The 22789-nt window shown below is 72.3% G+C and carries 19 protein-coding genes and 2 tRNA genes; 16 read left to right on the top strand and 5 right to left on the bottom strand.

Going from position 1 to position 22789, the window contains the following annotated elements; translation table 11 throughout:
* Positions 1-32 precede the first annotated feature (32 nt).
* Positions 33-1130, bottom strand: a complete 1098-nt coding sequence (locus QBL25_RS15800; RefSeq protein ID WP_409057673.1) for a M48 family metallopeptidase — start codon at positions 1128-1130, stop codon at positions 33-35.
* A 109-nt stretch (positions 1131-1239) separates the two neighbouring features.
* On the opposite strand from QBL25_RS15800, the gene QBL25_RS15795 reads away from it, so the two are divergent.
* From QBL25_RS15795 to QBL25_RS15765, 7 genes are all read left to right on the top strand, one after another.
* Positions 1240-1536: a hypothetical protein gene (locus tag QBL25_RS15795; RefSeq protein ID WP_409062973.1), complete on the top strand. Its 297-nt coding sequence runs from the start codon at positions 1240-1242 to the stop codon at positions 1534-1536.
* 84 nt (positions 1537-1620) lie between these two features.
* Positions 1621-1782, top strand: a complete 162-nt coding sequence (locus QBL25_RS15790; RefSeq protein WP_409057672.1) for a hypothetical protein — start codon at positions 1621-1623, stop codon at positions 1780-1782.
* 63 nt (positions 1783-1845) lie between these two features.
* Entirely contained in the window at positions 1846-2484 is a 639-nt protein-coding gene (gene nadD, locus QBL25_RS15785) for a nicotinate-nucleotide adenylyltransferase (protein ID WP_409057671.1), read from the top strand.
* Positions 2485-2500: 16 nt separating this feature from the next.
* Positions 2501-4282, top strand: a complete 1782-nt coding sequence (locus QBL25_RS15780) for a LytR C-terminal domain-containing protein (RefSeq protein WP_409057670.1) — start codon at positions 2501-2503, stop codon at positions 4280-4282.
* Between the two features lie 145 nt (positions 4283-4427).
* Positions 4428-4874, top strand: a complete 447-nt coding sequence (rsfS, locus tag QBL25_RS15775) for a ribosome silencing factor (protein ID WP_190080469.1) — start codon at positions 4428-4430, stop codon at positions 4872-4874.
* Positions 4871-5512, top strand: a complete 642-nt coding sequence (locus QBL25_RS15770) for a histidine phosphatase family protein (RefSeq protein ID WP_409057669.1) — start codon at positions 4871-4873, stop codon at positions 5510-5512. Before rsfS ends, QBL25_RS15770 begins: the two co-directional genes overlap by 4 nt.
* A 139-nt stretch (positions 5513-5651) precedes the next feature.
* A tRNA-Ala gene (locus tag QBL25_RS15765) sits at positions 5652-5724 on the top strand.
* Here the strand turns inward: QBL25_RS15765 and QBL25_RS15760 are convergent.
* A complete protein-coding gene (locus QBL25_RS15760) occupies positions 5716-6627 on the bottom strand; it encodes a helix-turn-helix transcriptional regulator (protein ID WP_409057668.1) in 912 nt (303 codons plus the stop codon). The two genes, QBL25_RS15765 and QBL25_RS15760, sit on opposite strands and share 9 nt — an antisense overlap.
* 94 nt (positions 6628-6721) lie before the next feature.
* On the opposite strand from QBL25_RS15760, the gene QBL25_RS15755 reads away from it, so the two are divergent.
* From QBL25_RS15755 to QBL25_RS15745, 3 genes are all read left to right on the top strand, one after another.
* The gene (locus tag QBL25_RS15755) at positions 6722-8218 is read left to right on the top strand and encodes an MFS transporter (protein WP_409057667.1); all 1497 of its coding nucleotides are present in this window, start codon (positions 6722-6724) and stop codon (positions 8216-8218) included.
* 86 nt (positions 8219-8304) lie between these two features.
* Positions 8305-8496: a hypothetical protein gene (locus tag QBL25_RS15750; protein WP_409057666.1), complete on the top strand. Its 192-nt coding sequence runs from the start codon at positions 8305-8307 to the stop codon at positions 8494-8496.
* Positions 8497-8499: 3 nt separating this feature from the next.
* Entirely contained in the window at positions 8500-8733 is a 234-nt protein-coding gene (locus QBL25_RS15745; RefSeq protein WP_016643127.1) for a hypothetical protein, read from the top strand.
* Here QBL25_RS15745 and QBL25_RS15740 read toward each other — a convergent pair.
* On the bottom strand, positions 8702-9967 hold the full coding sequence (locus QBL25_RS15740; RefSeq protein WP_409057665.1) for a glycosyltransferase 87 family protein: 1266 nt from the start codon (positions 9965-9967) through the stop codon (positions 8702-8704). The two genes, QBL25_RS15745 and QBL25_RS15740, sit on opposite strands and share 32 nt — an antisense overlap.
* Positions 9968-10078: 111 nt before the next feature.
* On the opposite strand from QBL25_RS15740, the gene QBL25_RS15735 reads away from it, so the two are divergent.
* Positions 10079-10151, top strand: a tRNA-Ala gene (locus QBL25_RS15735).
* A gap of 79 nt (positions 10152-10230) precedes the next feature.
* On the opposite strand, the gene QBL25_RS15730 is transcribed toward QBL25_RS15735, so the two are convergent.
* On the bottom strand, positions 10231-11823 hold the full coding sequence (locus tag QBL25_RS15730; RefSeq protein WP_409057664.1) for an NADH-ubiquinone oxidoreductase-F iron-sulfur binding region domain-containing protein: 1593 nt from the start codon (positions 11821-11823) through the stop codon (positions 10231-10233).
* Positions 11820-13118, bottom strand: a complete 1299-nt coding sequence (locus QBL25_RS15725; RefSeq protein WP_409057663.1) for a cytochrome b/b6 domain-containing protein — start codon at positions 13116-13118, stop codon at positions 11820-11822. The genes QBL25_RS15730 and QBL25_RS15725 overlap by 4 nt, the downstream gene beginning before the upstream one ends.
* A gap of 437 nt (positions 13119-13555) precedes the next feature.
* Between QBL25_RS15725 and leuS the strand changes: the two genes are divergently transcribed.
* The 5 genes from leuS to QBL25_RS15700 all read left to right on the top strand — a co-directional run bounded on the left by leuS (position 13556) and on the right by QBL25_RS15700 (position 22761).
* Positions 13556-16459 carry a leucine--tRNA ligase gene (leuS, locus tag QBL25_RS15720; protein WP_409057662.1) on the top strand — a complete coding sequence of 968 codons (2904 nt, stop codon included), beginning with the start codon at positions 13556-13558 and terminating at the stop codon, positions 16457-16459.
* Positions 16460-16602: 143 nt separating this feature from the next.
* A complete protein-coding gene (locus QBL25_RS15715) occupies positions 16603-17343 on the top strand; it encodes a hypothetical protein (protein ID WP_409057661.1) in 741 nt (246 codons plus the stop codon).
* Positions 17344-17462: 119 nt separating this feature from the next.
* On the top strand, positions 17463-18308 hold the full coding sequence (locus QBL25_RS15710; protein WP_409057660.1) for a DegV family protein: 846 nt from the start codon (positions 17463-17465) through the stop codon (positions 18306-18308).
* A 929-nt stretch (positions 18309-19237) separates the two neighbouring features.
* On the top strand, positions 19238-19951 hold the full coding sequence (locus QBL25_RS15705; RefSeq protein WP_409057659.1) for a helix-hairpin-helix domain-containing protein: 714 nt from the start codon (positions 19238-19240) through the stop codon (positions 19949-19951).
* Positions 19948-22761, top strand: coding sequence for a ComEC/Rec2 family competence protein (locus QBL25_RS15700; protein ID WP_409057658.1), 2814 nt, complete (start codon positions 19948-19950; stop codon positions 22759-22761). The genes QBL25_RS15705 and QBL25_RS15700 overlap by 4 nt, the downstream gene beginning before the upstream one ends.
* Positions 22762-22789: the final 28 nt, after the last annotated feature.

Below are 22789 nucleotides of genomic sequence, written 5' to 3'. Positions count from 1 at the left end.
GACCGCGGTGTGGGCCCGCCCGGACTCCGCGGCTACTCGGCTCCGCCGGGAGGCGGGCCCTCGCTCCGGCCGCCGCCCTGTCCGCCTTGCCCGGTGAACTTCCCGCGCAGCTTGCCGCCCAGGTCGCCCGCGCCGCCCGCGATGTCGCTGACCAGCTTCATCAGCGGGTCCTTGCTGTTGCGGACGTCGTCCGTGTAGCTGGAGGCCGACTGGCGGAAGGAGTCCGACACCGAGGTGTCCTTGTCCTCGTCGCGCCGGGGGTAGTGACCGTCCATGATCCGCTGGTAGTCGCGGGTCTCGGCCCACTTCTTCAGCTCGGCGGCGCGCACGGTGGTGAAGGGGTGCGTCCGCGGCAGGACGTTCAGGATCTTCAGGACCGAGTCGCGCAGGTCGCCCCCGGCCTCGTACTCCTTGGCCTGCTCCAGGAACGCGTCCACGTTCATCTCGTGCAGGTGGTTGCCGCCCGCGATCTTCATCAGGCCGCGCATCGACGCCTTGATGTCCTGGCCCACCAGGAGCCCGGCGCGGTCCGCCGACAGCTCGGACTTGCGGAACCACTCGCGCAGGGCGGTCACGATCGCCATGATCGCGACGTTGCCGAGCGGGATCCAGGCGACCTTGAGCGCGAGGTTGGTGAGGAAGAGCAATATCGTGCGGTAGACCGAGTGGCCGGAGAGGGCGTGGCCCACCTCGTGGCCGACGACCGCGCGCATCTCCTCCTCGTCGAGCAGCTCGACCAGGCCCGTGGTCACCACGATGATCGGCTCGTCGAGGCCGATGCACATCGCGTTCGGGTTCGGGTCCTGGTTCACGTACATCGGCGGGACCTTCTCCAGGTCCAGGATGTAACAGGCGTCCCGCAGCATGGTGTTGAGGTGCGAGAACTGCGCGTCCGAGACCCGTACGGAGTCCGAGAGGAACAGGAGCCGCAGGCTCCGCTCGGGCAGCAGCCCGCTGAGCGCCTTGAAGACGGTGTCGAAGCCGCTGAGCTTGCGCAGAGCCACCAGGGCCGAGCGGTCGGCCGGGTGCTCGTACGCCCGTGACGAGATGCCGGGAAAGCGCCTGCGCTGTCTGCTGGGCACGTTCTCGTGGCCACCGCCCTGCCGGCCGTGGTCGTTGTCGTCGGTCATTGCCCCATCCCCCATGCTCGTCATGCTCGTCCGGTCATGCCCCCGAGGTGGGTCCCAGCCTAGGCGGAGATACCGTGACAGGGCAGCACAGCGAATGGAGTCGCCCGTCATGGAGCACAGCGCCGCAGCCCACCACTGGGTCACGGAGGCGGCCGGTCTGGCCGCGAAGGAGCAGGGGGCGGGCAATCTGCTCCGCGTCGTGCTGATCGTCATGGTCGTCGGCTGCGTGCTCGTCGCGTGGTTCCTGCTGCGCGGCTACCGTCAGGGCGCGCAGACCGCCGAACGCCCGGCCGAGGACGCGGACCGTCCCGCCAAGGACGCGGAGCGCCCCGCCAAGGACGCCGGGACCGGTGAAGGCCGTCCCGGCGGGAGTGACGCGGACGACCGCGCGGACCAGAACGGCTGAGTCGGCGTGAGCTCGGCCGGTGCCCCCGCATACGATGGCCCGGACGTCTTTGTCCCGCCCACCTCCGGATAGGTCCTGCCGACGATGAGCCTCCACAGCACCGCCTCCCAGCTGGTCACTCTCGCCTCCGAGGGCGAGCACGGCGGCAGGCACGAAAGCCTCAGTCCTCTCCTCACCGGTGGTGGCGCGTTCGTCGTGCTGCTGCTGCTCCTCTGGGTCACCACGCGCTTCAACCGCGACCGCTGACCGGTCTCACGGAACGGACGGCTGAAACAGAGCCCGTCGACCGGGCCGGTAGGGTCTGCACGCATGGGAGAGCAGGACATGCCTACCGGTCCCGGTACCGGCCCGGCCAGCAAGGGCAAACGCCGCCTGGGCGTCATGGGCGGAACGTTTGACCCGATCCACCACGGACACCTCGTCGCGGCCCAGGAGGTCGCCGCCCAGTTCCATCTGGACGAGGTGGTGTTCGTGCCGACCGGGCAGCCGTGGCAGAAGAGCGACAAGACGGTGTCCCCGGCCGAGGACCGTTATCTGATGACGGTCATCGCGACGGCCGAGAACCCGCGCTTCTCGGTGAGCCGCATCGACATCGACCGCGGCGGACCGACCTACACGACGGACACGCTGCGCGATCTGCGCACGCTCAACCCCGACACGGACCTCTTCTTCATCACGGGCGCCGACGCCCTCGGCCAGATCCTCACCTGGCGCTACACCGACGAACTGTTCTCCCTGGCGCACTTCATCGGGGTCACCCGGCCCGGCCACACGCTGGCCGACCCGGGCCTGCCGGAGGGCGGCGTCTCCCTCGTGGAGGTCCCGGCCCTCGCCATCTCGTCCACGGACTGCCGTGCGCGGGTCGCCAAGGGAGATCCCGTCTGGTACCTGGTGCCGGACGGTGTGGTGCGTTATATCGACAAGCGCGAGCTGTACCGCGGCGATTGAGCCGAGAGGGGCACCGGTGAACGACCGACAGTACGACCCGTACGCGGGCGGCGACCCGTATGCGGGCGAGTACGCGGCTGACCAGTACCAGGTCGTCGGGTACGACGAGTACGGGCAGCCGGTGTACCAGCAGGTACAGCCCTCGGCTTCGTACGACCAGTACGGGGCCCAGGCCCAGCAACAGCAGCAGCCTCAGCAACAACACCAGCAGGGATACGGCTACGACCCGTACGGGACGGGGCAGCAGGCTCCTGTCCCGCCGTACGACCCTTCGTACGGCTCGGGGTCCTACGACACGACGTCGTACGACCCGGCTTCGTACGGCACGTATGACCAGCAGCAGGCCCAGGCCCAGGCCCAGCAATCCCAGCAGGCCCAGGCCCAGCCTCAGCAGCAGGCCGTCGGGCAGCAGACGCAGACCGGCTGGATCCCGCAGCAGTCGCGGCAGCCGGAACCGGAGCCCGAGCCCGGCCGGCAGCCCGAACCCGGGTCCGATTCCGCGCCCCGGCGTGCGCGGGAGCCGGAACGCGAGCAGGCGTACGAGACCCAGCAGTTCTCCTTCATCGAGGAGCCGGACGAAGAGTCCGAGGACGTCATCGACTGGCTGAAGTTCACCGAGAGCCGCACCGAGCGGCGCGAGGAGGCCAAGCGGCGCGGACGTTCGCGCGTCGTCGCCCTCGTCGTGGTGCTCGCACTGGTGATCGTGGGCGGCGTCGGCTACCTCTGGTACGCGGGCAAGCTGCCGGGCCTCTCGGACGACGCGGCCGGCGGCGCCGACGCGGCGACCGGGCCGCAGAACCGCGACGTGATCGTCGTGCATCTGCACAACACCAAGGGCGGCGGCACCTCCACCGCGCTCCTGGTCAACAACACCACCACCAAGCGCGGCGCCACCGTCCTGCTGCCCAACTCCCTCTCCGTGACGGACGACGAGGGCGCGGGGACGACGCTGGGCAAGTCCGTCGACGACGACGGTTCGACCGGGACCCGCGAGTCGATCGACGCCGTGCTCGGCACGCAGGTCGAGGGCACCTGGCGGCTCGACACCCCGTATCTGAACAACCTCGTGGAGCTGGTCGGCAACATCGACGTCGACACGGACGCCGACGTGCCGGACCCCAAGGCCAAGAAGGGCGAGGCGCCCCTGGTCAAGAAGGGCGAGCAGCAGACCCTGAGCGGCCCGATGGCCGTCGCGTACGCCACCTACCGCGCGTCCGGCGAGACCGAGACGGCCCAGCTCGACCGGTTCGGCCAGGTCATGCAGGGTGTCCTGCGGAAGCTGTCGTCCGACCCGCAGGCCGCCACGACCACCGTCCAGTCGCTGGCCCAGATCCTGGACCCGTCCCTCAAGGAGAAGGACCTCGGCGCCTTCCTCGCCAAGCTCGCCGACCGTGCCAAGGGCGGCGACTACGCCACGCGGATGCTGCCGGTGCAGCAGGACGGGACGCTCTCGGAGAAGGCCGGCGCGAGCGTGGTCAAGAACGTCCTGGGCGGCGCGGTCAAGAACCCGGACAAGGACGCGGCCGTCCGGGTCGGCGTCAAGAACGCCTCCGGCACCAAGGGCGCGGGCCAGGACGCGCGGATCTCGCTGGTCAACGGCGGCTACACCTTCGTGGACGGCGGGGCGGGCAGCACCGCCCAGGCGGCCTCCCAGGTCACCTACGCCGACGCGGACAAGAAGACGCAGGCCGCCGAGGTCGCCAAGACCCTCGGGCTGCCGGACAGCGCGGTCCGCAAGGGCAAGACCGCGCCGAACGCGGACGTCTCGGTCGTCCTCGGCCAGGACTACGACGGGTGAGCGCACCCACCCCGGCCGGGCGCCTTCCGGCGTCTTTCCGGCCGGGGTGACGCAGCAGACAGGGTGATCGAGCGATCGCCGGGGGTGGTGTCGGCGGTCCGTGAGACCCTTGGGGTGTCTTGACCACCTGAAGGAAAGCTCAACTGTGACCGCCACGGACCGCTCCATCGAGCTCATCAAGGTCGCCGCGCAATCGGCCGCCGACAAGCTCGCGCACGACATCATCGCGTACGACGTCAGTGACGTGCTGTCGATCACCGACGCCTTCCTGCTCGCCTCCGCGCCCAACGACCGCCAGGTCAAGTCGATCGTCGACGAGATCGAGGAGCGGCTCAACAAGGACCTCGGCGTCAAGCCGGTGCGCCGCGAGGGCGACCGCGAAGCCCGCTGGGTCCTCCTGGACTACGTGGACATCGTGGTGCACGTCCAGCACAGCGAGGAGCGTGTCTTCTACGCCCTCGAACGCCTGTGGAAGGACTGCCCCGAGATCGAGCTGCCCGCGGACGCCGTCGCGACCCGCGGCAAGGCCGCCGAGCACGCCGAGCAGCGCGCCGCGGAGGAGGCAGCCGACCTGGACGGTGAGCTTCGGTGACCAGCCCGGGCTGCCGGATCATCCTGTGGCGGCACGGCCAGACGGCCTGGAACCTGGAGCGCCGCTTCCAGGGCTCCACGGACATCGAGCTGACCGACACGGGTGTCGCGCAGGCCAGGCGCGCCGCCCGGCTGCTCGCCTCGCTGAAGCCGGACGCCATCGTGGCGTCCGACCTGAAGCGGGCGGCGGCCACGGCGAACGAGCTCGCCGCCCTCACCGGCCTCGCCGTCACCCACGAGCAGGGGCTCCAGGAGACGTACGCCGGTGAGTGGCAGGGCCTGACGCACGACGAGATCATCGCCCGCTTCGGCGACCAGTACGCCGCGTGGAAGCGCGGCGAATCGGTGCGTCGCGGCGGCGGCGAGCTCGAGACCGAGGTCGCCGACCGTGCCGCGCCGATCGTGCTGCGCCATGCCGAGAAGCTGCCGGAGAACGGCACGCTCGTGGTGGTCAGCCACGGCGGCACGATCCGCACCACCATCGGCCGTCTCCTCGGCCTGGAGTCCCACCACTGGGAGGGCCTGGGCGGGCTCTCCAACTGCTGCTGGTCCGTGCTCGGCCAGGGCGCGCGGGGCTGGCGCCTGCTCGAGCACAACGCCGGCACGCTGCCGGAGCCGGTGCTCGGCGACGACGATTAGCCCGGGGCGGGCGGGTGGCGAGAGTCGCTGGTCGGAGGGCCTGAGAGGGTCCCCCGAAGGCTCCGTCACCCGGATTTCACATTCCGGCTCGTCGCAGGCTAAAGTTCTTCTTGTTCGCCCGCCGAGCGGGACAGAACACGGGGCTATAGCTCAGTTGGTAGAGCGCCTGCATGGCATGCAGGAGGTCAGGAGTTCAATTCTCCTTAGCTCCACAATCCGGATCCCGTCCTCAGCAGAGGGCGGGATCCTTCCGTTTCCGGCGTCCTCAGCGCACGCAGCTCGGCCGCCCGCGCGCGGCTCTCCTCGTCGTCCGGGGTGTACGCCACGATCCGGCACTCCGGCATGCCGTTGATGGACAGCGAGACCGACGTCATCCGCAGCTCGCCGACCGCCTCGTGCCGGAAGGTCTTCACGCGCGGTCCGGGCGGCGCCACGACACCGCTCTCCCACAGCTCCGCGAAGTGCGCGCTGGCGGCGGACAGGCGGCGTATGAACTCCTCCCAGGCGGGCTCGCCCACATGCCGTCCGTACGAACCGCGCAGCGTCGCCACCATCACCGGCAGCTCCTCGTCGCGGAAGACCAGCGGGCAGACCGGATCGGGCGCGATGAACAGCGTCCACAGCACGTTCGGCGCCCCGAAGGCCTCCAGCTGCGGGACGAAGAACAGGTCCCGGTAGGCGGGGTTCGTGGCGAGGATGTCGTACCGCTCGTTGTAGACCACCGCCGGGTGCGGGTCGAGGGCGTCGATGAGGCCCTGGATCTCCGGGCCGACGGCCGCGGGGGACACGGCGTCGCGCTCCGGCTCGAACGGCACCTCGGCCAGGTGGTACAGATGCTCGCGCTCCGGTCTGTCGAGGCGCAGCGTGCGCGCGACGGCGTCCAGGACCTGCGCCGAGGCGTTGATCGGGCGGCCCTGCTCCAGCCACGTGTACCAGGTGACGCCGACCCCGGAGAGCTGGGCGACCTCCTCGCGGCGCAGGCCCGGCGTACGGCGGCGCAGGCCCGGCGGCATGCCCACGTCGGCCGGTGTCACCCTGGCCCTGCGGCCGCGCAGGAAGGCGGCGAGCTCCGGCCGCCGCCGCTGAGTCGTCCCCATCGTCGTCACGTCCCCCATCGTCGGTCCTCGCCCCGAGCCGTGCCAGGTGCTGTCGGTACCAGCATCGGCGGGCTCTCGTTACCCGTACCAACTCGCCGCCACGCTGGGGGTCATGACAACGACCACCCCGCCCACCGCGGCGGATCCCGCTGGTGCGAGTCCTGGATCCAGTAAAGCCCCCGGCACCGACAATCGCCCCGGACGCCTGCTCGCCGTCGTCATCGCGGCGCAGTTCATGGCGCTGCTCGACGTCTTCATCGTCAATGTCGCCGCGCCCACCATCCGCACCGAACTGGGCGCGTCCGGCGCCGGGTTGCAGCTGGTGATCGCCGGCTACACCATCACGTACGCCGTCCTCCTGATCACCGGCGCGCGGCTCGGCGACCGTCTGGGGCACCGACGGGTCTATCTGCTGGGCCTCGCGGTGTTCACCGTCGCCTCGCTGGCCTGCGGACTCAGCCAGGGCACGGGCGAGTTGATCGCCTTCCGGCTGTTGCAGGGCGCGGGTTCGGCGCTGCTCATCCCGCAGGTGCTCAGCCTGATCCAGCGCAACTTCACCGGCGAGGCGCGCACGAAGGCCCTCGGCGCGTACGCGGCCGTGCTCGCCGTGGGGGCCGCCGCGGGGCAGGTGCTCGGCGGGGTCCTGGTCAGCGCCGACCTGTTCGGCACGGGATGGCGTCCGGTGTTCCTGGTGAACGTGCCGGTGGGCGTGGTCCTGCTGATCATGGCGGGGCGTGTGCTGCCCCGGGACGGCGGGAGCGCGGCGGCAGCGGGCCCCGGCACGTCGGTACGGCCCCGGGGGAGGAGGCTGGACCTGCCGGGGCTCGTGCTGCTCGGCGCCGCCGTGTCGCTGCTCACCGTGCCGCTGGTGCTCGGGCAGCAGGAGGGCTGGCCACTGTGGTCCTGGCTCTCCCTGGGCTCCGCCGGGGTGATCTTCGCCGCCTTCTGCGCGTACGAGTCCCGGCTCGCGCGCGGCGGCGGTGCGCCGCTGATCTCGCCGAGGGTCCTGCGCATCCCCGGGATGGGCCTCGCCGTCTTCCGGATCGCCACGGTGATGGGCGTGAACGCGGGCTTCCTGTTCGTCCTCACGCTGCACGTCCAGGGCGGGCTCGGCTACAGCGCGCTGCGCGCGGGGCTGACGTTCGCGCCGACCGCCGTGGTCTTCGGGGCGGTCGGCCTGACCTGGCGCCGCTGGCCCGCCGCGCTGCAACGGGCACTGATACCCCTCGGGTTCGCGCTCACCGCGGTCGCGTCGGCCGCCGTGGGGCTGCTGTTGCGGGACGGCGGGGAAGGTGGTCCGTGGCTGTACGTGGCCTATGTGGTCATCGGCGCGGGGCTCTCCCTGGGGTTCAGCCCGACGCTCACCCGGGCGCTGTCCACGGTGCGTCCCGAGGACGCGGCGGACGCCGGCGGGCTCCTGTCGACGGTCGCTCAGCTCGGCCAGCTGATCGGTGTCGCGTGCTTCGGCGCACTTTTTCTCAACCGGCTTGAGTCGCAGGGAGCTCCGGGGGCGTATTCATCCGCGGACGCGCTCTTGGTGTGCACATACGCCCTGGCCGGGGCGGCCGCACTGGGCGCCGTGTCCGGACTGGTACGACTGCGTCGCTGACCGGGTCGCTCAGGCCGTGGCAGAATCGGACAGCCGGAAGGGGACCGCACCAGACCACCGAATGTGACCCGACGGGAGGGAGAGCGATGCCTGCGAGCATCCTCGACGGGGCCCAGCGCCCTGTCGCAGTGGCCGCGCCGCGGCGCGCTGCCCCTTCCCTCGCGGCGTCGCCCCTTCTCACCTGTCCGTCCTGCGGTTCGTCCCATGTCGCCCAAGTGCTCGGCGACAACGGCGGTGTCTCGTACGTGTGCACGGCCTGCGGCCGCAGCTGGAGCTGATTGATGGGTGCACACAGGCGGAAGTGCGACTGGTGCGGCAGTGGTACGCCGATCGTCCGCGACATGGAACCCGTCAACCCGGACTACCAGTACTGGTGCGAGGAGTGCGCGCGGGCGCTGATCATAAAGGGCGACCCCATCGAGACGTACCGCGAACTCGAAGGGGAGCCGATCTACGGCCGGCTGCTCGACGAACACTGCACGCTCAAGCGCTTCTACTCCTTCGCCACGGCGTGATCCACGGCGTGATCCGACGCCCGATTCCCCGTGCCAGGAGCGCGAAAGCGGTCCCGGCGTAGAGGGCGGACAGCGTCATCTCGCCAAAGTTCTGGTCGAGTTCAAGCCGTCCCACGCCGTGCGGGACCCACCACAGCGCGTACGAGCAGAAGACGAGGGCCACGGCGCCGGTGGCCGTCCACCGGGCCCGGCCGGCCCGGTGCCCCGCCTCCGTCCACACGAGCAGGGCCATCGGCACGCACCACACCCAGTGGTGCGACCACGACACCGGGCTGACCAGGAGCGCCGTCGCCGCGCAGCTCACCACGGCCCGGGCACGCTCCCCGCGCAGCGCCGCCCGGACCGCGACCGCCAGGCCCAGCGCTCCGGTCGCCGCCCCGGCCACCACCCACCATAAGCCGGGCTCCGCGGTGTGCAGGAGCCGGGCGAGCACCCCGCGCAGCGACTGGTTCGCGGTGTCCTCGGGAAGACCGACGCGGCCCGCCTCGAAGACCATCCGGGTCCAGAAGCGCCGGGAGTCGTAGGGCAGGACGGCCGCCGCGAGCAGCGTCGCCCCGGAGAACGAGACGGCCGCCACGCACGCGTGCCGCACCGGTGTCCGCCACGGGCCGCGCCGCGCGGCCTCGGCGACACCGGTGAGCAGCAGGAAGACCGCGAAGAGCGCGGGGGTGAGCTTGATCGCCGCCGCGACGCCGATGCCCAGGCCCGCCCAGCGGTGGCCGGGGCGCCGGGTCAGGTCCCACAGGACCAGGACGGCGAGCAGCAGATTGACCTGGCCGTACCGCAGGGTCGTCCACACCGGCTCGGCCCAGACCGCGAGCGCCGACACCCACAGGGCGCTCTGTAGGCACGCGGCGCGTTCCACGCGCGCGTGCCCCGGGTGCGGGGCGGGTCCTACGAGGCGGAGGGCCAGGTAGGCGAACGCCACCAGGAGGAGCAGGTTCCCCAGGGTCGCCAGCGTGCGTATGTCCGCCGTGTCCAGGAGCGTCAGCGGCGTGAACAGGAGGGCCGCGAACGGCGGGTAGGTGGTGGGCAGATGGGCCTCGGTGGTGCGCAGCGCGTAGAGGTCGCCGCCCGCGCGTACCGTCTCGCCCTCGGCGCGGTAGACCATCAAGTCGATCATCGAGACGTCCGCGGCGCGCTGCGCGAGCCAGAAGGCCGTGAAGGAGAGCAGACAGGCCCCGGCGGCGAGGGGCACGCGGCGGCGGGCGCCGACAAGCGCGATCACGGTCACGAAGGCTGACAGTACCGCCCGTATCCGTACAGACCGGAAACGATTTGGTGGAGCACGGGGAGGACCGTGTAATGTTGGCGGAGCCGCCGGGGAAACCGGGCGGACAGGCAAGGGGCTATAGCTCAGTTGGTAGAGCGCCTGCATGGCATGCAGGAGGTCAGGAGTTCAATTCTCCTTAGCTCCACAGCAGATGAGAGCGGGCCACCCGGATCGGGTGGCCCGCTTTCGTGTGTCCCGGGGGCGGCTGCCCCCGGGACGGCCCGCTAGCGTCCGCTGCCGAGTGCCCTGCGCCCGCGGCCGCGGCCCGGCGGCAGCGCGAGCGGCAGTGCCGTGCGCGGCGAGGGCGCGGAGGGGTCCTCCTCGATGCGCAGCGCGAGTGCGGGGCAGCGGCGTACGGCCCGGGTGGCACGCGCTTCGGAGTAGCGCGGTACGGGCGCCTCCGCCACTCCGGGGAAGCCGTCGGGGCCCAGCTGGATCAGCTCGGGGATGATGTCCGCGCACAGCCCGTGGCCCTGGCAGAGCGTCCAGTCCACGGCGAGCCTGCGGCCACTGGGGGCCTCGGCCTGCGGTGTCTCCTCCTGGAGCGGCAGGACGCCCTCCACGGAGCGGCCGCAGCCGCCGCCGAGCACGTGCGCGGCGAGGTCGTCCGTGAACGCCGAGATCGTGGACTCGATGAAGGCGGCCGTGCCGTCGGGGTGCTTGCAGGCGCCGCGTCGCTTCACCGCCCGTGTCACCTCGCGCAGCGCCTCCAGGGCGGTGGGGCCGCCGCCGTCCAGGACGTCCGCGAGGCCCCGGGCCGCCGCGGGAAGGCCCAGATAGCAGGGCCCGCACTGGCCCGCGCTCTCGGCGGCCAGCCAGTTCGCCACGTGCAGCGCCTCCCCGAGCGGACAGGTGCCGGGGCCGATCGGCAGGATCGCGCCCGCCCCCAGGGCGCCCCCGCAGGCCTCCAGGGAGGCCCGTGAGACGACCGCGTCGTGCGCGGTCACCGCGTCGAGCCACTTGCCGTGGTAGCCGCCCGTCAGGACGCCCTGGGGGAGCGGCGGGGCGCCGGCCAGCTGGAGGACGTACCGCAGGGGGACTCCGGTGGGGACCTCGACCACCATGGGGCGGGCGACGGCCCCGGAGACGGTGAGCAGCACCGTGCCCGGCTCGTCCCGCAGGCCGGTGCGGCAGTAGCGGTCCGGGCCGATCCGGGCGGCGATCGCGAGCTGGGCGAAGGTCTCCGCGTTCGACAGGAGGGTGGGCGCCCCGCCCACTCCGGAGTCGGAGGTGCGCACCTTGCGGCCCGGCGGCTTGGGTGGGCCGCCGTCCGCCGAGCGCACCAGGGCGGAGGACTCACCGGTCACCATGCGCACCGGATTGCGCTGCACGCGCGCGCGGATGCTCGATCCGCGCCGGTTGGTCAGACCGCGCTCGGCGAGCGCCGCGAGCATCGAGGACTCGGTGGAGTCCCGCGTGACGCCCACGACCAGCGTGCGGGCGCCCAGGGCCTCGGCGGCGAGCAGGGCGCCGTCGAGGATGAGGTGCGGGGCCCGGTTGATCAGGACGGTGTCCTTGCGGCAGGCGGGCTCGTCCTCGCTGCCGTTGACGACGACCACCGGGCGCACGCCGCGGCGTATCGCCGCGTCGGCGACCGAGCGCAGCTTCTTGGCGAAGGGGAATCCCGCGCCGCCCCTGCCGCGCAGCGAGATGGCCTCGGAGAGACCGGCGAGCGACTCGCCCGCCATCGGTTCGAGCGGACCGTGCACCTTCAGGTGCATCGCCAGATCGAGGCGCTCGACCAGGTCGAAGCCCGAGGTCAGGAGCGGAAGCCCGACCACACGGACTTCGGGGACGTCGGGCAGCGACGCGTTCACTTGGGGCCTCCGGTGGCGGCGTTCCAGGGTTCGCCCGAACTCGGCGCCTGGAAGGTGTGGGGCAGCGGTTCAGTGGCGGGGCCGTTGTCGTACGGGGCTTGGTACGGCGGCTCGTACGGGGGGTGGTGGACCGTGCCGTACGGCGGGTCGTAGGCGGTGTCGTGGGAGCGGTAGGCGGCTTCCTCGGAGCCGTACGCCGTGGAGTGCGTGTCGTACGAAGAGGTGTCGTACGCGGTGGTCTCGTACACGGTGGTGTCGTAAGCGGTGGTGTCGTACGTCTGGGTGTCGTACGAGGCGTCGTACGGGATGTGCGGGGCCTCGGCCGGGGGCGGCGGGGAGGGGGCCGGCCAGCGGGGCGGCGGCGGGTCGGTGCTGGAGACGACCTCCGTGGGCTGGTTGGTGGAGGCGAGGACGCGGTAGGCCGCCGCGATGCCGACCACCGGGGTCGTGGGGTCGGACTCGGGTGCGGGGGCGCGGCCGGGAGCGGTCGCCGTGCCCGGGAGCGGGGATTCGGCGGTGTCCCTGCGGGCGGGCTCTTTGCCGCCCGTCCTGCGGTCCGGTTCGAGGACGGCCAGGATCCGGGCGGCCACCTTTCGCTTGACCGGCAGCGGGGACGCGCGTAGCGCGACCGCTCCCGCGACGGCGACCAGGCAGAGGCTGTAGAGGACGATCACCCACGGCTTGGGGGCGCGGCCCGCGTACAGGCCGTGGATCAGCGCCGAACACCAGGCGGGGTAGGCCAGCATGTGCAGCGCCCGCCAGCGCGAGGCGACCTGGGCCGGCGAGGCGAAGGCGCTGCGCAGGGCCCCGGTGACGCCCGTGACCACCATGAGGAGCCCGGCGAGCGAGCCGAGGCCGATGAGCCCGTCGCTGCCGGAGAAGCCGAGCCCGAAGGGGATGAACGCGCCGACCGGCGAGACGTGGTCGAGCGCGAGCTTGACGGTGACGTGGAGCAGCAGGAACCCGATGGAGGCGACGGCGGTGGCCCGGTGCACGGCCTGGGCGAGCAGTCGCTGACGGGAGTGCAGGAAGAGCCGGTCGGTGGCGACCAGGCCCCAGACGACGGCGGAGGTCAGGGAGACCAGGGACAGGACGCCGGTGGTGAAGTCGAGAGCGGCGCGGAAGGCGTCGCTGCCGAGTATGACGAGCAGGGGTATGAGCAGCAGTACGGCGGTGGTCACGACTCCGCGCGTGGTTCTGCTCGGTTCGGGGAAGGCTGCGAACGATCGGCTCTTGCGGGCGGTGCGGCTGGTGCGGTCGGTGCGGCTCTGGCGGTGCGGATTCAGAGGGTTCATGGGGGCGACTCCGAAATGGCTCGATCGCCGCATGCTAAGTGTCCGCATACCAGTGAGTACGAGGTTTGAGTTATTGCGTCGTTATCTAAAAGCGACGCGATCTTGGTGTTGCCCCGATAGGGGGCGGTACGCGGAGTAACCTTTGGCCAAAGGTCGGCTTCCGGCTGGGTGCCGGCCGGGAAGCCCGGGCCTCATGAGGGTCCGGGCCGGGGTGGGGCGGCGCGGTGGAACCTCGTCGCGGGCCGCGTGAGCGCTGCGGTACCCTGACGCCATGCGTGCCGTACGCCTTCTGCTTAGCGGGCCGCGCTGATCAGTCCCGACCGCCGGAAAATCGCGGTCGGCATCGGCGCGGCGTCCCCTCCTGTGTGAGGGGCTTTTTCATTTGGCCGGGACGGTCATTTCCGCAGGCAGAGACGATCGATGGAGCTTTGAGGATCATGAGCGAGACGAATTCTGCTGCCGCCTCCGAGGTGGCCGCACCGCACCGCTACACGGCCGCCCTGGCCGCCGAGATCGAGGCACGCTGGCAGGACTTCTGGGACGCCGACGGCACGTACGAGGCGCCCAACCCGAGCGGTGACCTGGCGGCGGAGGACGAGGCGCAGGCCGCGCTGGTCGCCAAGCCCAAGAAGTTCATCATGGACATGTTCCCCTACCCCTCCGGCGCCGGCCTGCACGTCGGTCACCCGCTGGGGTACATCGCCACCGACGTCTACGCGCGCTTCCAGCGCATGACGGGCCACAACGTCCTGCACACCCTGGGCTTCGACGCCTTCGGCCTGCCCGCCGAGCAGTACGCCGTGCAGACGGGCACGCACCCGCGGGTCTCCACCGAGGCCAACATCGAGAACATGAAGACGCAGCTGCGCGGTCTGGGCCTGGGCCACGACAAGCGCCGCTCCTTCGCGACGATCGACCCGGACTATTACAAGTGGACCCAGTGGATCTTCGTACAGATCTTCAACTCCTGGTACGACACCCACGCGGGCAAGGCCCGTCCGATCGCCGACCTGGTCGCCCAGTTCGACAGCGGTGAGCGGGCCGTACCGGGCACCACGCGCGCGTGGAGCGAGCTGGACGCCGTCGAGCGCGCCGAGGCCCTGAGCCAGTACCGCCTGGCGTACGCGTCCGACGCGCCCGTCAACTGGTGTCCCGGCCTGGGCACCGTCCTGGCGAACGAGGAGGTCACCGCCGACGGACGCTCCGAGCGCGGCAACTTCCCCGTCTTCAAGGCCAAGCTGCGCCAGTGGAACATGCGCATCACCGCCTACGCGGACCGCCTGCTGGACGACCTGGACGCGCTGGACTGGCCCGAGGCCATCAAGCTCCAGCAGCGCAACTGGATCGGCCGCTCCGAAGGCGCCCGCGTCGACTTCCCCGTCGGCACCGGGGACGGCGACGCGATCACCGTCTTCACCACCCGCCAGGACACGCTGTTCGGCGCCACCTACATGGTCCTGGCGCCCGAGCACGAGCTGGTCGACAAGGTCGTCCCCGACGCCTGGCCCGAGGGCACCCACGAGACGTGGACCGGCGGCCACGCCACCCCGGCCGAGGCCGTCGCCAAGTACCGCGCGTTCGCCGCGTCCAAGTCCGACGTGGAGCGCCAGGCCGACGCCAAGGAGAAGACCGGCGTCTTCACCGGCGTCTACGCCACCAACCCGGTCAGCGGCGAGCAGGTCCCGGTCTTCATCGCCGACTACGTCCTGATGGGGTACGGAACCGGCGCGATCATGGCCGTCCCGGCCCACGACAGCCGTGACTTCGCCTTCGCGCGCGCCTTCCACCTGCCGATGCGCTGCGTGGTCCAGCCCTCGGACGACCGCGGCACCGACCCGTCGACGTGGGACGACGCCTTCTCCTCGTACGAGGCGAAGCTGGTCAACTCCGCGAACCAGGAGATCTCCCTGGACGGCCTGGGCGTCGTCGACGCCAAGGCCCGCATCACCGGCTGGCTGGCCACGCGCGGCATCGGCGAGGGCACGGTCAACTTCCGGCTGCGCGACTGGCTGTTCAGCCGCCAGCGCTACTGGGGCGAGCCCTTCCCGATCGTCTACGACGAGGACGGCGTCGCCCACTCGCTGCCCGAGTCGATGCTGCCCCTGGAGCTGCCGGAGGTCGACGACTACTCCCCGCGCACCTTCGAGCCGGACGACGCGGACACCTCCCCGGAGACGCCGCTGTCCCGCAACGAGGACTGGGTCAACGTCACCCTGGACCTGGGCGACGGCCCCAAGAAGTACCGCCGCGAGACCAACACCATGCCCAACTGGGCCGGCTCGTGCTGGTACGAGCTGCGCTACCTGGACCCGCACAACGACCAGAAGCTGGTCGACCCGGCCGTCGAGCAGTACTGGATGGGCCCGCGCGAGGGCCAGCCGACCGGCGGCGTCGACCTGTACGTGGGCGGCGCCGAGCACGCCGTGCTGCACCTGCTGTACGCCCGCTTCTGGTCGAAGGTCCTGTTCGACCTGGGGCACATCTCGTCCGCCGAGCCGTTCCACAAGCTGTTCAACCAGGGCATGATCCAGGCCTACGTCTACCGCGACAGCCGCGGCTTCCCGGTCCAGGCGACCGAGGTCGAGGAGCGCGACGGGCAGTACTTCTTCGAGGGCGAGCCGGTCAAGCGCGAGCTGGGCAAGATGGGCAAGTCCCTGAAGAACGCCGTCACTCCGGACGAGATCTGCGAGGAGTACGGCGCGGACACCCTGCGCCTGTACGAGATGGCGATGGGCCCGCTGGACGTCTCGCGACCGTGGGACACGCGCGCGGTGGTCGGCCAGTACCGCCTGTTGCAGCGGATGTGGCGTCTGGTCGTCGACGAGTCGACCGGCGAGGTCACCGTCGCGGACGTCGCGGAGGCGGACGTCGCCGAGGGCACGCTGCGCGCCCTGCACAAGGCGATCGACGGCGTGCGCCAGGACCTGGAGGGCATGCGGTTCAACACCGCCATCGCCAAGATCACCGAGCTGAACAACTACCTGACCAAGGAGAACGGCACGCTGCCGCGCTCGGTCGCCGAGCGCCTGGTGCTGCTGATCGCTCCGCTGGCCCCGCACGTCGGCGAGGAGCTGTGGCGCAAGCTGGGCCACACCGACTCGGTCGTCCACCAGGACTTCCCCGTGGCCGACCCGGCGTACGTCGTGGACGAGACCGTGACCTGCGTCGTGCAGATCAAGGGCAAGGTCAGGGCGCGCCTGGAGGTCTCCCCGTCGATCACGGACGAGGAGCTGGAGAAGGTGGCCCTGGGCGACGAGAGGGTGCTGGCCGCGCTGGACGGCGCCGGGATCCGCAAGATCATCGTGCGGGCGCCGAAGCTGGTGAACATCGTTCCGGCGTGACGCCGGGTGCGTGACGCGCGAGGGGGCATGAGGGTAGTCCCCTACGGGCAGGTTGGGGGTTCCGCTGGAACCCTCCGCCTGCCCTTTGCGTTTACCGTGGAGGAGCCGGTGCGGAACTCGCCGCAGGACCTGAGAGGAGCGTCATGGAAGCCGTGATCGCGATCGTGGCTTTGCTTGTCGTGCTGTTCCTGGGCCTTGGCGCCTATGCGACGGTGAAGGTGGTCGGCGCGGCCAAGCGGGGCGTGGACCGCACGATCTCGCAGGCCCGCCGGACGGTGGAGGACACGACGCTCCGGGCCAAGAGCTTCGGGCAGATCGGCGCCGCGGGCGAACTGGCCCAGCTGCGCCTCTCGTTGCGCACGTCGATGCGGGCCACGCAGGAGACGCTCCAGGCCGGTGTCGTCGAGGACGCCTCGCTGAAGGAGTCCCTCGGGCTCTTCGAGCGGCTCAGCGCACACGGGCACGAGCTGGACGACGAGCTGCGGCGCCTCGAACGCGACCCGGACAAGGTCGCCATGGCCGGGCGCCTTCCCGCGCTGCGGGAGCGCACCGAGCAGGTCGTCAAGGCGTCGGACTCGCTGCGGTGGAGCGCGCGGGACCGGGCCCGCCGGTTCGCCGACGACGACCTGGACTCGCTGAGCAGCCAGATCGACCTGGAGGCGGGCGCGCTGCGGCACTGGACCAAGGAGCCCGCACCCGCGCAGACACCTCCCGCCTGGCCCGAGCCCGAGCCCGCGGCGGGAACCGCCGAGCAGACGTGGACGGAGCCGTCCCAGGCGTCCGAAGAGCCGGAGTCGGGACCGGCGAGGCCGGCCATCACGCCGCCGACCCCGCGGCCCGCCTATCCCTGGGAGAAGCAGGCCAAGCCCGAGAGCACGACGTGACCGCGGGAGAAGACGCCCCGTGACACGGACGACTTGGCGCGGCCGGGAGCGCGACTGGCAGACTGACCCGCGAGGGGCCGGGCTGCCGTCGTCCGGTCCAGGCAGGTAATCTCCACCGCATGTCCCGTCATGTCGCGATCGTCACGGATTCAACGGCCTATCTGCCGCAGCGGACGATGGAGCGGCACGGCATCACGTCGGTACCTCTGACCGTGGTCCTCGGCGACCAGGCGCTCGAAGAGGGCACGGAGATCTCCGCCCGCTCCCTCGCCCTGGCGCTGCAGAAACGGCGTTCCGTCACCACCTCGCGGCCCAGCCCCGAACTCTTCGCCCAGACCTACCGCAAGGTCGCCGAAGCGGGCGCGACGGCCATCGTCTCGCTGCATCTGTCCGCCGAGTTCTCCGGTACGTACGACGCGGCGGTCCTCGCCGCGAAGGACGCGCCGGTGCCGGTGCGGGTGGTGGACACCGGGATGGTCGCGATGGCCCTCGGTTTCTGCGCGCTCGCGGCGGCGGAGTCCGCCGAGTCGGGCGGCTCGGTGGACGAGGCGGTGACCGCGGCGGAGAAGAGGGCCGCGAACACGTCCGCGTACTTCTACGTCGACACCCTGGACTATCTGCGCCGCGGCGGCCGGATCGGCGCCGCACAGGCCCTGCTGGGCTCGGCCCTCGCCGTGAAGCCGCTGCTCCAGCTGGACGACGGGCGCATCGAGATGCTGGAGAAGGTGCGGACGGCGTCCAAGGCGATCGCCCGCCTCGAAGAGATCGTGGCCGAACGCGCCGGGTCGCACCGCGTCGACATCGCGGTGCACCACCTGGCGGCCCCGGACCGCGCGACGGCCCTGGCGGACCGCCTCCGGGAACGGGTGCCGGGCCTCGCGGAACTGCACGTGAGCGAGGTCGGCGCGGTGATCGGCGCGCATACGGGGCCCGGGTTGTTGGGGGCCGTGGTCTCGCCCTGGTAGGGCTGGCCCGGTGCCAAGGGGCGTCGGACCTGGGCGTCGGACCTGGGCGTCGGAGTGTCGGACCTGGGCGCCGGGTGTCGCTGGTGTGGGTGACGGAGTTATCCACAACTGCTGGGTAATCCACGGGAATTGACCAAGATCAACATTTGTGGGCCCGAGTGCCTAGCGTCGTCGGCATGGCACTTCGATCACTTTCCAGGACATCTGGCGCGGGGACACGGGCTTCTGGCGCGGGGGCACGGGCTTCCGGCGCGGAGACAGGGACATCTGGCGCGGCGACAGCGAGCTCCAGGGCGGCGACACGGGCCTCCGGGGCGGCAGCACGGGCCTCCAGGGGGACGAGTGGGCCGGGGCGGGCGCCTGCTTCTGACGGGCGCGCTTCTGGCCGCCGTGCATCGGTCGGCCTGGCCTCCGGCGGCCTGGCTTCCGGCGGCCGTGGATCCGCCGGCCTGGCTTCGGCCAGCCGTGCCAGGACCGGTCGCGCACCGGTCGGCCTTGCTCCTGACGGCTACCCGCGCCACGGCCACGCCCGTAGACGAGCGGTTTCCCGGCGCGGACGTGCCTTGGCGGAAGCTCGGGCGCGGGCGGTGCGGCAACGGGCGGAGATTCTCTTTCCGGCGGGGTTGGGGCCGGGGCCGGGGTTGGGGTCGGGGCCTGGGCCGGGGCTGGGGTCCGATCCGGGACTGGGGCAGGGGCGTGGGCCGGGGCAGGGGCCGGGGGTGCAGTCGGAGCCGGAGTCGCGGGTGGGGCTGCGGTTGGGGAGTTTGGCGGAGTCGGAGGTCTTGGCCGCGCCGCCCGTGGTTGCCGTGCCGGAGGGTGGGCGGCAGGAAGCGCGGCAGGGGGCTCGGCAGGGGGAGGACCGGCCTTCGGCTTCGGCCGGGGAGCTGTCGCGGGGGGAGGCGGGGGCGCCTCTGCGGGGGCGGGTGGGGATGGCCGTGCGGGAGCGGTTGCCCTTGTGGCTCCAACTGCGGTGCGGGCTGGAGCGGCGGAGTCTCGTCGCGCTCCTGGTGGTCATCGCCGTCGCGGCGGTGTTCGCCGCCCAGCACTTCTGGGCCGGGCGGACACAGCCGGTGCGGGCACCGGACGTCGTCGAGGCGGCGCCCGGGCGAGGCGGGGAGCCGTCTCCGTCGCCAGGAGTCCCGCCTCCTCAGGAGGGTGCGAGCGGCGGTGGCCGGGTCGTCGTGGACGTCAGCGGCAAGGTCCGCAGCCCCGGAATTCTGCGGATGCCCGCGGGCTCCCGGGTCGCCGACGCGCTGAAGGCCGCGGGCGGCGTCCGCCCCGGCGCCGACACGGACGGCCTCAACCGCGCCCGCCTGCTCGTCGACGGCGAACAGGTGGTGGTGGGCGCACCGGCGACGGCCCCGGCGGCCCCGACCGGACCGTCGGCATCGGGGACTCCGGCGGCGCCCGGCGCGGGGGCTGCCGCGGGGCCGACGGGCACGGCTCCCGCCGCCCCGGTCGCCCTCAACACGGCCACCGCCGAGCAACTCGACGAACTGCCGGGCGTCGGGCCCGTGCTGGCCCAGCACATCATCGACTACCGCACGGAGCACGGCGGCTTCCGCTCGGTCGACGAACTGCGCGAGGTCAACGGAATCGGCGACAAGCGCTATGCCGACCTGCAGAATCTCGTGCGGCCATGAGGGCGCCGAGCCGGACGGCTGCCGGGCGGGATGCTCCCATGGCCCCGGAGGGTCCGCTGGACCTGCGGCTCGTGCCGCCCGCCCTCGCGGCGTGGGGGACCGCGGCCCTGACGCTGGACGCTCCTCCACGGTGGGTGATCACAGCGGTGGTGGTCTGCGTGGCCATGGCGGGGGCGCTGTTGGTGACATGGACGGTACGGGGGCGCCCGGCGGCGGCTGCGGGGTCTCGGCACACCCCCGAGTTCCGGGCGAGGGGCGGCGGGCCACCCGGTGGAGCTGAGCCGGGCGATGGGCCCGGGCGGCGGCAGCCATGGCGGAGGGTCTCCGTGGCGGCGGTCCTCCTCTGTGCCGCGGCGGGCGCGGTCTCCGCGGGGCTGCACGGGGCTGATCTGCACCGGGGGCCGGTTCCCGCCCTGGCGCGGCAGTACGCCGAAGCCGAGTTGGAGTTGGAGGTCACCTCCGACCCCCGGCTGACCCGGCCCCGGGTGGACGGGGCGCATGCCGTGCCGCCCTCCGTCATGGTGGACGCGGAGATCGTCCGGGTCACCTCGGCGGACGGAAGGACCTCCGCCACGACCCGCACTCCGGTCCTGGTTTTCGCGGGGAGCCACGAGGGAGGGCCTTCGGTCGATTCTGTTGGTTCCGTCGATTCTGTCGGTCCTGTCGATTCTTTCGGTCCCGCTGGTCCCGTCGGTCCTGCCGGTCGCGCTGGTCCTGCCGGGCCCGCCGGTTACGCCGGTCCTGCCGGCCCCGCCGGTCGCGTTGGTTCCGTCGATCCTGCCGATCCTGTCGGTCCCTGGTCGAAGGCGCGTTGGCTTGCGCTCCTGCCGTCGACCAGGCTGCGTGTCCAGGCGAGCCTCGCGCCGCCCCTGCCCCGGGGTGACCGTGTGGCGGCGGTGCTGCGGGTGTCCGGGGAGCCGGCGCCGCGGGTGATCGAGCAGCCGTCGGGGGCGCAGCGTCTGGCGGGGCGGTTACGGGGTGGGTTGCGGGAGGCCACGGAGGGGCTGCCGTCCGACTCCCGGGCCCTGTTGCCGGGCCTGGTGGTCGGGGACACCTCGCGGGTGCCGCCCGAGCTGGAAGAGGCGTTCAGGGCGACCGACCTGACGCACCTGCTCGCGGTGAGCGGAGCCAACCTCACGATCGTCCTCGCCCTGCTCATCGGCCCGCCCGGCGTGGCCCAGCGTGCGGAACGGCGGGGTCTCGCGCCGCGGTTGGGGATGTCGCTGCGGGTGACGGCGTTGCTGGGCGGTGTCCTCACCCTCGGGTTCGTGGTCGTCTGCCGGCCGGATCCGAGCGTGTTGCGGGCCGCTGCCTGCGGGCTGATCGCGCTGCTGGCCATCGGCACCGGGCGGCGCCGGTCGCTGATCCCGGCCTTGGCCGCCGCCGTGCTGCTGCTCGTGCTGTACGACCCGTGGCTGGCCCGGAGCCCCGGGTTCCTGCTCTCCGTCCTTGCCACCGGGGCACTGCTCACCCTCGCTCCGAGGTGGAGCGCCGCCCTTCGGAGGCGCCGGGTGCCGCCGCGCTTGGCCGAGGCGCTGGCCGCGGCGGCTGCCGCGCAGGCGGTGTGCGCGCCCGTCGTGGCCGTCATGGCGGCGCGGGTGAGCCTGGTGGCTGTGCCCTGCAATCTCCTCGCGGAGGTGGCCGTCGCTCCCGCCACGGTCCTCGGCTTTGCCACGCTCGCGGTCGCGCCGTGGGCGATGCCGGTCGCCGAGGCGCTGGCCTGGTGCGCGAGTTGGCCCACCGGGTGGATCGCGGACATCGCCCGGACGGGGGCGGCCCTGCCCGGCAGCGGGGTCGACTGGCCCGGTGGGTGGCGCGGCGGACTGCTCCTTGCCCTCGCCACGGCCGGCGTGGTGCTGGTGGGCCGCCGGCTCGTCAGGCACCCCTGGCTGTGCGGGGCCTGCGCCCTGCTGCTTCTGCTCGCGGTCGTGCAGCCGCCGCCCCTCACCCGGGTCATCGCGGGCTGGCCGCCGCCGGGGTGGCGGTTCGCGATGTGTGACGTGGGCCAGGGGGACGCCACCGTGCTCGCCGCCGGTGAGGGGGCGGGAGTGGTCGTGGACGCGGGGCCCGATCCGGTGCTCGTGGACCGGTGCCTGCGTTCGCTGGGCGTGACGCGCGTGCCGCTGGTGCTCCTGACGCACTTCCACGCCGATCATGTGGCGGGCCTGCCGGGGGTGCTGCGGGGGCGTTCGGTCGGGGCGATCCAGACGACGGGGTATCAAGAGCCTTTCGGCCAGGCGCAGTTCGTCCGGGCGCAGGCGGCTGCCCACCGGGTCCCGGTGAGCCGGGCGGTGGCGGGAGAGCGGCGCCGCGCGGGGGCGGGGGCCCTTGACTGGCAGGTGCTCTGGCCCGGGGCGGGCGGCTCGGGCCGGGGGCCGGCACCCGAGGGGCCGAACGACGCCAGCGTCACGCTGTTCGTCCGCGCCGGAGGGGTGAGCCTGCTGCTGCTCGGCGATCTCGAACCGCCCGCCCAGCGCGCCCTGGCCCGCACTCCGGTCGTGACGGCGCTGCCACCCGTGGACGTGCTCAAGGTGGCCCATCACGGCTCGGCGTATCAGGACCCGGGCCTCCTGAGACGGGCCGCGCCGCGGCTCGCCCTCATCAGCTGCGGCCGGGACAACTCGTACGGCCATCCGGCGCCCCGGACGGTCGCGGCGCTGCGGGCCGGGGGAGCGGAGGTGCTGCGGACGGACACGGACGGAGCGATCGCGGTGGTGGGGCCGCCCGGGGCCTCAGCGGGCGGCGGGTCGCGCGCAGGGGCGGCGCAGGGGGCGGCTCCGGCTCTGGAGGTGGTCACGAGGCCGCCGTAGCGGGCGGCCGGGGCCGTAAGGCCTCCCC

Origin of the sequence: Streptomyces sp. SYP-A7185, assembly GCF_046103685.1 — a bacterium.
GTDB lineage: Bacteria > Actinomycetota > Actinomycetes > Streptomycetales > Streptomycetaceae > Streptomyces.
The sequence above is the reverse complement of the archived record's forward strand: the minus strand, read 5'-3'. Positions and strand labels throughout refer to the sequence as shown.

Bases quoted from the DNA above. Each gene is read 5' to 3' on its own strand.
- QBL25_RS15800 (WP_409057673.1), bottom strand. From the start codon at position 1,130: ATGACCGACGACAACGACCACGGCCGGCAGGGCGGTGGCCACGAGAAC.
- QBL25_RS15795 (WP_409062973.1), top strand. From the start codon at position 1,240: ATGGAGCACAGCGCCGCAGCCCACCACTGGGTCACGGAGGCGGCCGGT.
- QBL25_RS15790 (WP_409057672.1), top strand. From the start codon at position 1,621: ATGAGCCTCCACAGCACCGCCTCCCAGCTGGTCACTCTCGCCTCCGAG.
- nadD (WP_409057671.1), top strand. From the start codon at position 1,846: ATGGGAGAGCAGGACATGCCTACCGGTCCCGGTACCGGCCCGGCCAGC.
- QBL25_RS15760 (WP_409057668.1), bottom strand. From the start codon at position 6,627: ATGGGGGACGTGACGACGATGGGGACGACTCAGCGGCGGCGGCCGGAG.
- QBL25_RS15755 (WP_409057667.1), top strand. From the start codon at position 6,722: ATGACAACGACCACCCCGCCCACCGCGGCGGATCCCGCTGGTGCGAGT.
- QBL25_RS15750 (WP_409057666.1), top strand. From the start codon at position 8,305: ATGCCTGCGAGCATCCTCGACGGGGCCCAGCGCCCTGTCGCAGTGGCC.
- QBL25_RS15745 (WP_016643127.1), top strand. From the start codon at position 8,500: ATGGGTGCACACAGGCGGAAGTGCGACTGGTGCGGCAGTGGTACGCCG.
- QBL25_RS15725 (WP_409057663.1), bottom strand. From the start codon at position 13,118: ATGAACCCTCTGAATCCGCACCGCCAGAGCCGCACCGACCGCACCAGC.
- leuS (WP_409057662.1), top strand. From the start codon at position 13,556: ATGAGCGAGACGAATTCTGCTGCCGCCTCCGAGGTGGCCGCACCGCAC.
- QBL25_RS15715 (WP_409057661.1), top strand. From the start codon at position 16,603: ATGGAAGCCGTGATCGCGATCGTGGCTTTGCTTGTCGTGCTGTTCCTG.
- QBL25_RS15710 (WP_409057660.1), top strand. From the start codon at position 17,463: ATGTCCCGTCATGTCGCGATCGTCACGGATTCAACGGCCTATCTGCCG.
- QBL25_RS15705 (WP_409057659.1), top strand. From the start codon at position 19,238: ATGGCCGTGCGGGAGCGGTTGCCCTTGTGGCTCCAACTGCGGTGCGGG.
- QBL25_RS15700 (WP_409057658.1), top strand. From the start codon at position 19,948: ATGAGGGCGCCGAGCCGGACGGCTGCCGGGCGGGATGCTCCCATGGCC.